The sequence below is a fragment of the Nostoc sp. genome (assembly GCF_036917455.1).
Classification (GTDB): Bacteria; Cyanobacteriota; Cyanobacteriia; order Cyanobacteriales; family Nostocaceae; genus Nostoc.
In genome coordinates, this window is sequence record NZ_JBALDK010000157.1 from 1 (window position 1) to 10,831 (window position 10,831).

At 39.0% G+C, this 10,831-nt stretch carries 9 protein-coding genes; 7 read left to right on the top strand and 2 right to left on the bottom strand.

Annotation, left to right across the window (positions count from 1 at the left end):
• Positions 1 to 164 precede the first annotated feature (164 nt).
• From V7K42_RS16960 to V7K42_RS28975, 6 genes are all read left to right on the top strand, one after another.
• Positions 165 to 4,913: a glycosyltransferase gene (locus tag V7K42_RS16960; RefSeq protein ID WP_334918027.1), complete on the top strand. Its 4,749-nt coding sequence runs from the start codon at positions 165 to 167 to the stop codon at positions 4,911 to 4,913.
• 267 nt (positions 4,914 to 5,180) lie between these two features.
• Entirely contained in the window at positions 5,181 to 6,170 is a 990-nt protein-coding gene (locus V7K42_RS16965) for a hypothetical protein (RefSeq protein ID WP_334918029.1), read from the top strand.
• A 92-nt stretch (positions 6,171 to 6,262) separates the two neighbouring features.
• A complete protein-coding gene (locus V7K42_RS16970) occupies positions 6,263 to 6,460 on the top strand; it encodes a hypothetical protein (RefSeq protein ID WP_334918031.1) in 198 nt (65 codons plus the stop codon).
• An 85-nt stretch (positions 6,461 to 6,545) separates the two neighbouring features.
• A complete protein-coding gene (locus V7K42_RS16975; RefSeq protein WP_334918033.1) occupies positions 6,546 to 6,998 on the top strand; it encodes a hypothetical protein in 453 nt (150 codons plus the stop codon).
• Between the two features lie 33 nt (positions 6,999 to 7,031).
• A complete protein-coding gene (locus tag V7K42_RS28970; RefSeq protein WP_442938584.1) occupies positions 7,032 to 7,175 on the top strand; it encodes a tetratricopeptide repeat protein in 144 nt (47 codons plus the stop codon).
• Positions 7,168 to 7,293: a TPR end-of-group domain-containing protein gene (locus V7K42_RS28975; RefSeq protein WP_442938585.1), complete on the top strand. Its 126-nt coding sequence runs from the start codon at positions 7,168 to 7,170 to the stop codon at positions 7,291 to 7,293. The genes V7K42_RS28970 and V7K42_RS28975 overlap by 8 nt, the downstream gene beginning before the upstream one ends.
• A 32-nt stretch (positions 7,294 to 7,325) precedes the next feature.
• Here V7K42_RS28975 and V7K42_RS16980 read toward each other — a convergent pair whose 3' ends face one another.
• A complete protein-coding gene (locus tag V7K42_RS16980) occupies positions 7,326 to 8,099 on the bottom strand; it encodes a DUF6714 family protein (RefSeq protein ID WP_334918034.1) in 774 nt (257 codons plus the stop codon).
• Between the two features lie 658 nt (positions 8,100 to 8,757).
• Between V7K42_RS16980 and V7K42_RS16985 the strand changes: the two genes are divergently transcribed.
• Entirely contained in the window at positions 8,758 to 10,356 is a 1,599-nt protein-coding gene (locus tag V7K42_RS16985) for a beta strand repeat-containing protein (RefSeq protein ID WP_334918036.1), read from the top strand.
• A gap of 117 nt (positions 10,357 to 10,473) precedes the next feature.
• Here V7K42_RS16985 and V7K42_RS16990 read toward each other — a convergent pair whose 3' ends face one another.
• Entirely contained in the window at positions 10,474 to 10,734 is a 261-nt protein-coding gene (locus V7K42_RS16990; protein WP_334918038.1) for a transposase, read from the bottom strand.
• Between the last annotated feature and the right edge of the window lie 97 nt (positions 10,735 to 10,831).

Below are 10,831 nucleotides of genomic sequence, written 5' to 3' on the forward strand. Positions count from 1 at the left end.
ATCATCAAGAAATTGAAATAAATGGATATACGGTAATTGAGTATTTCAATGAACTTGAAGTAAAAAGTCTGCTCAACTTTAACGAGACGTATTCTCTTTCTAAAAACTTATTAGTTTCAGGTATGATTTTTAGTATAAACGCCTCAAATTTATCATACTGCCAGATGATTACTCAGGAAGTAAAAAAGCGTTTTTCTTCAAAATTAGCAACCTTATTTCCTGAATATAGAATAGTCCTTTGTAATTTAGTTTTTAAAAGTCCTGATGTATTTAGTGAGATGCCTCTACATCAAGATCCATCATTAGTAGATGAACGTTCCCTAAAATCATTTGGAGTGTGGTGTCCTCTAATTGATGTACACGAGCAAAATGGTTGTCTTCTAGTTGTAAAAAAAAGCCATTTGCTTAATTCACAACTCCGACCACTTTTTGTTTTTAATGGATTTCCCTACAGCCAAGATATACTGTCACTTTTACAACAAAACTATCTCACCAGCATTCCGATGAAAGCCGGACAAGCACTGATATATGATAAACGGCTGTTTCATGGTTCGCCACCAAATTCAACGGCTATTGAAAGAGTTGCAGCTGTTTGTGGCCTTGTTCCTGAAAATATTTTGACTCATTTCTGCTATAGAGAAACTCCAACCTCTAGCAAAATAGAGTTATTTGAGGTAGAGGATGAATTCTACGATCGCTATATCGTTGGACAAAAACCAGAAGGCGTGAAAAGATTAGGCACTCTTGATTATAATGTAGATTCATTAACACCAGAGCTACTTGTAAAAAAACTAGGAACAAAAAATTCCGCTTTAGTATTTCCTCGTTTGGCAAATTTTGAAATCAACTTTCAGCCTCACTTTTTAGAAAAACTTAACTTATTATCTCAAAAAGTAGCTATCCTTGTCAGCAATGAATTTGAAGGTTTTTCTCAAAATGGCGGAATAGGGACTTACTATACAACCTTAAGTCAAAAACTTAAATCTGATGGCTGGTACGTCATCCTGCTGCTTTGTCAAACTGAAACTGACTTTCAAGGAGAACCAAGTTTCGCTGATGTAGATTGTGTTTTCTCCACTCACGAAATAAAACAGGTTTTAAATCTCCAGCTAATTCATCATCAAATTTTATCTACAACCCAGCAAGATGCAATTAGCAATAGCTTTGACTATGAGAGTTTCTGTTGTTTATTCTTTACTCAAGCAGCGATCGCTAGCTTACCAGATGCAGTGCTTTATGTAGAATTTCCAGACATTTGGGGATTCGGCTACCGCACGATTCAAGCTAAAAAAACTGGTTTGCTAGGTGATAGTTGTCTCATTGGTGTCACTACTCATGGATGCTTTGAATGGCTGCGCGAGGTTAATAGTCAATATGCCATACAGCAACCCCAGTGGTTCTGGCAAGCTTACCACTACGAGCAATTTTCCTATGAAAATGCAGACATCACTTACTTTCCTTCACACTTTCTCAAGTCCAAACTAGAAAGTTATGGTTGGAAAACATCGCAGGCGAAGCACTTACCATACTTTGTACCCACTACACATCAGCATGAAAAAAGTGAGAGGTTCCCAAAATCAAGTAATCGTAATGTTGATAAAATACCCGTTGTCTTTTTCAGCCGTTTGGAAGAGAGAAAAGGACTTTGCACTTTTGTAGAAGCAATCAAGTTACTGAATCCTGTCGTAGTTGACAAAATTCAGGTTATTTTTATGGGAAAAATTATTCCTCTACAATCGTCACAACTAAAAAATCTAGATAGTCAGCAGTATATTGAACAAAAAATTGATAGTAATCTAGCCTACAAATTAATACCAAGTTTATCTAGTAAAGAAGCAATTAAGTTTATTTCTGAATTAAATTACCCAATTGTTTGCCTGACAAGCATACAAGAAAACTTTCCCAACACGGCGCTAGAAATGGGACAGTTACCTGTCAGTTTAGTAGTTTCAGATACAGGGGGATTTCGAGAAACTTTAAGTTTAATTGAGCGTTCTGACTGCGTGCGTTACTTTCACCCAGCCAATTCCTATTCCCTCGCTCAAACTATAACTAAGGCAATTAATGCTTATCCCGAAAACCCATTAATCCCCCAAGAGGAATTTTTAGAACAAGTTAATCAACACCTGCTGAACCAAAGATTAGAATATATGAGTCAAGCTTTTATTAATGGCGCTCCTAAAGAACCTAAAACTCCAAAAGTTACAATTGCTATTGTCTGTTGGCATCCAGTAAATACTATATTAGAATGTTTAGAAAGTCTTGCTGTCCAAACCTATAATAATTTTGATGTCATCATCGGGTATCGAGAATCAAATGATGAGTATTTACAAGAAATAATTACTTCATCTCAAACAAAGTTTCCTGATTATAAATATTTAAATTTAGATGTGAACTGGAGTTTGGGAGAAAGTTATAACTACTTAGTCGAATTAGCTGTAGGAGAGTATGTTTTACAGTTAGCTGTGGAACATATTGCCTTACCAGATATGCTAGAAAAGTTAGTGACGGCGGCGATCGCCTCTGATGCAGATGTAGTAGTATGTCCTCAAATTACATTAGAAAACGATGGAGAACTAAAAGCGATGCCTGCGGCGGTAAACTACGCCTTTATCGATGGTTGCTTGCTGAAGTTACTAGAGTTTAACCACAATCAAGATATATCTGCGTTATTTTCCCTCAAGCTGCTGCAAGAATTTCGCTACTCGCTAGAGAGAGGATTGTTAGCTCTCAATTGGCACATCTTAGCAGCAGCGATCGCCACTGGGAAAGAAATTGCTTACTACCCCTATCCTCTCTACATCACCAAAAATTCTTCCTCAACAATTAGTTCTGTAAATCTAGCTAAAGAACGGTATTATCTGCGGCAATATTTATACCAAATTGAGCCTGCTAAATGGAATCAACGCCAGCTTAATTTCTTGCTGACAGGCGTCGAACAACTTCTGCAAGAGCAAAATTCAGGTAAAGTATTTCAGTTTACTCCTCTAAATAACCAAAATTTATCTCCCCAGTCTCAGGCTTGGATACTAACTGCACAGCAACTTCAGGATGAACTCACACAAACCCAAGAAACTCTAACAAACGTGCAATCATGGAATCAACAACTACAAGTTGGAAAGGATTGGCTAGAGATACAATGGCAGACATGGATGCTAAAAGCACAGCAACTTCAAGATGAACGGGTGCAAACTCAGGAAGCTTTAAAAAGCTTGCAAGCATGGAATCAACAACTACAAACTGGGAAGGACTGGCTAGAGGTACAATGGCAGACATGGATGCTGAGGGCGCAAAAAGCTGAGTTTGAGTGGGAACGATGGCAATCTTTTAGTATGGTGATGTCTGCGAGTAAGTTTTGGCAACTCCGCAGTGCTTGGTTAAAATTCAAACGGCTAATCGGCTCGAAAAAGCCCGATTTACTTCAGTTAGCAGATCGAGTTAACTCCGACATTCGTATTCGAGATTTTGTTGCTCTCATTGCTAGCCAAAAAGTGAGATTTTTTCAGCCAGAAGCTTCTGAATCTCCTGTAGTTTCAATCATTTCTGTGTTTGTTAATAACTATGAATATTTTGAAACTACTTACAGAAGTGCAATCAACCAAACTTGGCAAAATTGGGAATGGATTATTGTCAATGATGGCTCGACTAACTCCGATGCAATACGATTCATTGAGTCATTGTCTCAAAGAACCAACAAAATCAAAGTTATTTCTCATTCTAGCCACCAAGGTGATGCCGCAGGACGCAATACGGCGATCGCTCAAGCTAGAGGCAAATATTTATTTTTTCTCAATTTGGTTGACATTATTGACCCCACATATATCGAAAAAAGCATTCTGTTCTTAGAAACCCATTCGGAATTTTCCTTTGTTAACTCCTACTCTGCGATCTTTCAAGCGGAGGAATGCTGGTACAATCATAGCTTTAGCCAACCCGCTTTATTGTTGGACGAAAATCAGTTTACAAGAGGATTGCTGTATCGCAAAGCGGATTTTGAGCAGCTAGGGGGATTTGACGCAGACTTAAAGCTATATGCAGATTGGGAACGGTGGCTAAAAGCGATCGCCAATCAACAACAAGGATGGACAATTCCCGAATATCTAGAGTGCAATCGCCGCATTAACTCTTTGGATCTCGATCCTGGGGAACGAAAGCAAGTAACTAAATTAATCCAGTCTCGCTACCCTGAAATTTTTAATAGTACCCCGACTCAAAATATTTCTCTCAACCGCCAACCCCTTAACCCGCAGCAACTCAAATATCAAATAGCCGTCCAAAACTCCCTCAGCCGTTACAATGTTGGGAAACGCCTGCTGTTTTTCTTTCCTTCCCTCTCCAATAGCAATATCGATAAATTTAATCTGGACTTAGTAACGCTGTTGGAAAAAGAGGGTTATGAAATGGCGATCGCCACAACCTTAAAATCAGAGCATCCCTGGTATGATTCCTTTTATCGTCTAACACCAGACATATTTCATCTACCTAATTTCTTAGATGAAGTTTACTGGTTGGCTTTTATCCGCTACACGATCCAATCTCGTCAAATCGATATTGTTGTAATTTCTCATACAGACATCGCCTATTACTTCCTCCCTCTACTCCGGGCTGAATTTCCTCAAATTGCTTTTATTGGTTGCAGCTATACTGGTGAATCTAATTCCCAAAGTGATAATTATTCCACAATTTTTAGGCAATTTAGTCAGTATCTTGACTGTCAAGTTCTATTTTATCCAGAGACTACTGCGGTTGAAAAAGATATTAGTGACTCAAATAACTATAAGTTGAAAGTTTGTTCTAGTAATATTGAAATGGTAAACATTTTTACTGAAGTTATCCAAAGGCATCAAACCCAGATCCAATCAGAAATTGACACTGAGTTAGCAACTGTAACTTTATTACTTGCACTTAGATAGAGATAACTATAGCAATCCGATTTGATTTCTGAATCACTCGTAGAGGTAAGGGACTGGGGACTGGGGACTGGGAAGAAGGAATATATTGTGAAGTTTTATCAGACAAACAACAAAATCAGGGTTGCGGTAATTACGGTTTACCAATCATAGTTACCACACTTATAACCAGCTTTCTTTGCTTGTCCATAAGCAACATTGATTTTAGCTAGCGATCGCGCAATGGCATCTTGTTTGGTGTCTGCCATATATATAAAGAGGTTTTAGTCCATGAAACGGTTATTTGCTTTTATTACGATTGCTTTCCTCTACTTTGATTTCGCTCATCTGCTCAACGCGTCTGGGTCAGTCTCAGCACATTCAGATAATAGTTGTACTTTAAGGGTGTTGAAAAAAGGAGAGGGTTGTTTCCTTTATAAAGTTGAAGCTGACAATTTCTCTATCCCTGTTTACTACTACCTACCTAATCAATTGGAGGCAAATACTGAAGTGGTATTCGCCATGCATGGCGAAAAACGGAATGCTGAAGATTATAGAAATGACTGGAGAAATATCTACAACCGCAAGCACAGCAGCAATCCAAATTTTATCCTGCTTGCTCCGCAGTTTGAGCAAAAGTGGTATCCATTAGCTCCAGGGTATAATCTTGGCAATATGTTTACAGAAGATTTGAAGATTCTAAATCCTCGAAATCAATGGGCGTTTACTGAAATTGAAAATATTTTTGACTTCGTGAAAAGAAGCACCAAAGTCAACGCAACCAATTACTATCTCTATGGTCACTCTGCTGGCGCACAGTTCGTACATCGAATGGTCATCTTTATGCCCCATGCACATATCAAAAAGGCGATTGCCGCAGAGGCTGGTTCGTACACAATACCCGATGAGCATACGGACTATCCCTGCGGTTTCAATAAACAAACCGGAGATCAACTACCATTTGTGGGCTTGAAAACAACCTTTAGCACACCAATGACCATAATTTTAGGCACAAAAGATAACAAACCTTTATCGGATAAGCATGATACCTATAAGTGCGATGCACAACAAGGTTCTAATCGTTTGGCTCGTGGCGAATATTTCTACACTCAAGTAAAAAGCATTGCTAATAATAAGAAAGAAGATTTTCAATGGACTCTCAAAAAAGTTACCGCTTCTCACATTGTTCCAAATACGAATCCCCCTATTGAAGATCCTATGTTAGTGTCTTGTGCCGCAAAGGAGTTTTTTCCGAAATTAACGTGGGTTAACTGCAAATAGGGGAGTGTCCAAGCTCAATTTCTTTAATCTTGCGCTTGATTTCGTTCAATGAGAAATTATAAGCGATCGCATCTTCTAAGAGTATGATATATGTGGCTGCACTTGCCCAAACTGTGACGGCACTTTTGGCTCCAGCACTACCGATTTTAGTAAAAGTAGGTGATGGGGCATTGGAAAAGATAGGATCTGATATTTCAGATAAAGCAAAGACGCTTTGGGTAAAATTACGTCCGACGCTCGCCTACAGTGGGCAGTGCGATCGCAACCAACAACAAAAACCCCAACATTAAGTACCGAGTTGAATACCAGAATCCGAAATTGCCTAATTAGCATTTTAACTTGTCTAACATCAACTGTTTTGTAGAGGTGATACAAATGTGGTCTTGTTGCAAGTGCCATGAAGAGAATGAGGAGACTTTCTCTTTCTGTTGGAGTTGTGGTACGTCAAAGGACGGAATTGAAAATAAGTCATTCCAGCGAATTGACGAAATTGCTCCTTCTAGTATTAAAGGTCAGCCAGTTCTATTAACATCAACAGGGATAATAAATGCTGATGATTCTTCTTCGACGTATCCAAATCAACAAACAGTGTGTCTAAAATGTGGTTCGTCAGATATAGTTCCAAACGTTCACATTTTCACCCACACACAAGTGGTTAACCAGGATCTGCAAGTAGAAATTTATGATAATCCAAAAGCACTCATATTTAAAGGATCTCACACCGGGACATTAACAGCTTCTATCTGTGGTCAGTGCGGTTATACAGAGATGTATGTCAGCAATCTACAATACTTACTTAATAATTACAGGAAGAATCAGAAAATTTAATAGATATCCTATCACAATTAGGAAAACAGCACTGTGTCTCCAGAAATTCAACCATATCAAGATAAATTTTGGTATAACTTGGGCGTTGAACTTTTAAACAAAAAATGTTTTGACGAGGCTCTCGAAGCTTTTAAGCGAGCCAATGAACTAAAACCTTGTATAGCAAGCAATCTTTAACCTGCAACAAGCGATAAATCTGAGTCCTAACCAATACCAAGATATGGCTAAAACTGACTCAGATTTTGATAAGATTCGTTCAAATGAACAATTTCAGGCGTTGATAAAGTCGTTGTAAGATGCGAATCTTGTACGCCAACGCTTGGTACTTTATGCAGTAGATGGGTAAAAATTATTCATAAATTGGAGAAATGCTGCGATCGCTTGTAATTGATCCGTGTGGAATAATTCAAAGTAAGGGCGATAATAACCTCCTCTATTTTTTAAGACAGAGATTGTATAGTCTAAAGTATTGGAATTAAAGTTTTTGTAGTGTTTTAAGCACCAAATCATATAAGCAGGAATGTAGTAAAGAAATCCTTTGGCATCAAAGAAGGGAAAGACATCAAATAAATATTCAATCCATTCATCTGGTATATCTTGCCATTGGCTTTCGCTGTCTATTTTTCTGGCTTTCTGAGTATCTGCATAGTCATCTAGCGCTCTGGCTTCATGTAATGTAATTCCATCTGACCGCTCTACACCATCAAAAGCTGCGGTAATTTGTGCAATTAAAGCTAGTCTATTATGTTCTTCTAAAGTATCAATAGTTTGCCAATTGCTATCTCGCAGATCGTTATCTCTTGGAGAACGAACATAATCTAGCCATTCCGGCTCACAAGCTCCAAAGGCAATATAATTTCTTTGTGCTTGGCGAAGAGATACCTGATTAGATCCCACCCAGCTACATCCATAGGAATCTATTGTCTCACCATCATCTTCCCAAAAACAAATAGGACAAAGAAGATATGTTCCAGGTGGCTTGGTGTCTAGAGTTTTGTAACCACAACAGGGACAAGGATAGAGTTCTTCAGTATGCATATTTTTATTGAAATCACTCAACATGAATGTAGTGAGAGTTTTTGATAGCGTCAATTGGCTCATGTACTGCTCTTATTTCTAGGATGGTTCCATCCTATTCCATTGCCATCAGGAGCAAACCTTTCTTCAATTTGATTTATGTAAAGCGATGAAAGTGCAAATTCTATTAGATCGCTAATAAGGTGATCGGGATCGTCTGAAATATTAATGTGGGAATGATCAAAAGTTACAGTACGCATTATTTCCTTCTATGGATTTGAGTTGAGTGTAGATGAGGCAGGTGCAGGCGATGAAGCCGATTGTGGAATAACTAAATCGGGATTCATCAGATTATTTTCATCCACCCCCCTTAACAATGATTATCATTTTGATTAAGTGGATATTTTATTTTCTGGAAGTCCCTAATCGAGTGCAGGTAGCTTTTTCTTACTCCCTTTTTTTGGGATATCATTTCACCAATGTAATATGCCTTAAATGCTTGCTGTGCAGTTGTTTAAGCCCAATATCGTCTCCATCCCATTTCCCGACATTCTACTTACAGGTGACAATATTGCCAAGTCTGCGGCAAGTTCAACCAAACTATTCTGCAAGCTATACCAGTCCCATGAACCACTGAGTTGTCAATCCTCCGTAAGTAGTATAAAAAATGTTCGCAGTCGTAATACTATCAATACGAGCTTTGAGCGCAATTTTTATACTCTTAAAAACTGGAGCAATAACAATGGCTACATTTACCGTTACTAATACTAATAACAGTGGTGCAGGTTCACTAAGGCAGGAAATTCTAGATGCAAATGCATCGACAGGAAAAAACATCATCAATTTTAGTGGACTTTTTAATGATGGACTTGCTCATACCATCAGTTTAACTGGTAGTAGTCTGAGTATCACAAATGACATTACCATTGCAGGCACAAATCCGAACTTATTAACTATTAAGGACGATAGTGCAACACGAGTTTTTGATATTGCTAGTGGTGTAACTGCTGCAATCAATGGACTGACTGTTACCAATACATTTAATGGCTCCAATAATACTGACACACGAGGGGGTGGTGGTATTTCCAATGAAGGTACTCTTACATTAAATAACAGCATCATCACTGGCAATTCAGTAGGTCGTGTAAATCTATACTATACGGGATTATCATCATCCGACGGCGACGGCGACGGCGGCGGCATTTACAACTCTGGCATCCTCACAGTCAACTACAGTACTATTACTGATAACAAAAGCTATGATTATTATAATAGTGAAGGTAACGGCGGCGGCATTTACAACTCTGGCATCCTCACAGTCAACTACAGTAACATTACTGGGAACTCGGCGACAGGTGATAGTTACCGCGATAGTAGTGAAGCAGGTGGTGGCATCTGCAACTCTGGCACTCTCATACTAAAAGGGGATAATATTAGTAACAATGACTCAGCTTCGGGCGGCGGTATTTGCAACATTCAGAATAACAGTCTCACGGTAAGTAATAACAGTCTCACGGTAAGTAACAGCATCATCAACGGCAACACTGCTCTCAGCGGCGGCGGCATTGCAATTTATGATAATGGCAACCTCACAGTGAACTACAGCATCATCAACGGCAACACTGGTGGCGGCATTTTAAATTTTGGCAACGTTACAGTGAACTACAGCACCATCAATGGCAACACTGCTGGCAAGCTTGGCGGCGGCGGCATTGACAGTGCTGGCAACGTCACAGTGAACTACAGCACCATCAACGGCAACACTGCTCCCTACGGCGGCGGTATTGACACCAGTTATGGCAACCTCACAGTGAACTACAGCACCATCAACGGCAATACTGCTAACACTACCGACCCTACGTATGGGAATCACGGTGAAGGTGGTGGCATCTTCAATTTTGCAAATTCCACTGTCACCGTAAAATATAGCAGTATTAGTGGCAATACGGCAGGCACAGCCGGGGGTGGTATTTATAATGAAGGCGTTTTCAACGTGAGTGATAGCAGCATTAGTAATAATCAAGCACACTTTGGCGCTGGCATTTACAATAATGGCAGTCTAAGAGTGGGCAACAGTACTATCAAGCATAATAAAGCTTTTGGAATCGAACTCAGTTCTGGTAGTTATCAGTCTGGGGATGGTGGCGGCATTTACAACAACTCTACCGATGGTGGCACTACCACAGTAGACTACAGCACCATCGCTTGCAACTTTGACATACCACTTGAGGATTCAACAAAGTTTATCAAGCATGATGATGTGGCAGGTAAGTTCATCAACAAAGGACATAACTCGATAGGTACTACTAGTTATACTACTGCTGCTGGTAATCTTGGATAACATCTGATCTGAAAATCAACTGATGTAACGAAATCTAAAAGTTGATTATGTTCGCAGAAATTTACCAGAAAGATGGGTGGTTCATGCCACCCGCTTGACTTACAGCACTTCCGGCTATTATGAGGTACAGTAGCAGCAACTAGCAAACCAGTTTCTTAAATGTTGAGGATTTATTAAATCGAGTGCAACTGAGATTAGTTTGTCAACCATTTCTGTTGTAGTTGGAGTGAAACTACGTAAAAAAGATTTAAGTTGTGACCACCATAATTCAATGGGATTAAAATCGGGAGAGTATGAAGAGAAACAAAGAACTTTCGCACCGACAGCTTCAATCATTGGCACAATTGAATCTAGTTTATGTGCGGATAAATTATCCATTACTAAGCTGCTACGCAGCTAAATTTAATAAACAGCATTACCTTTATTTTTAATCTTGCGCTCCCATTTAATAATAAGGCCTCCTTCATTTAACAAT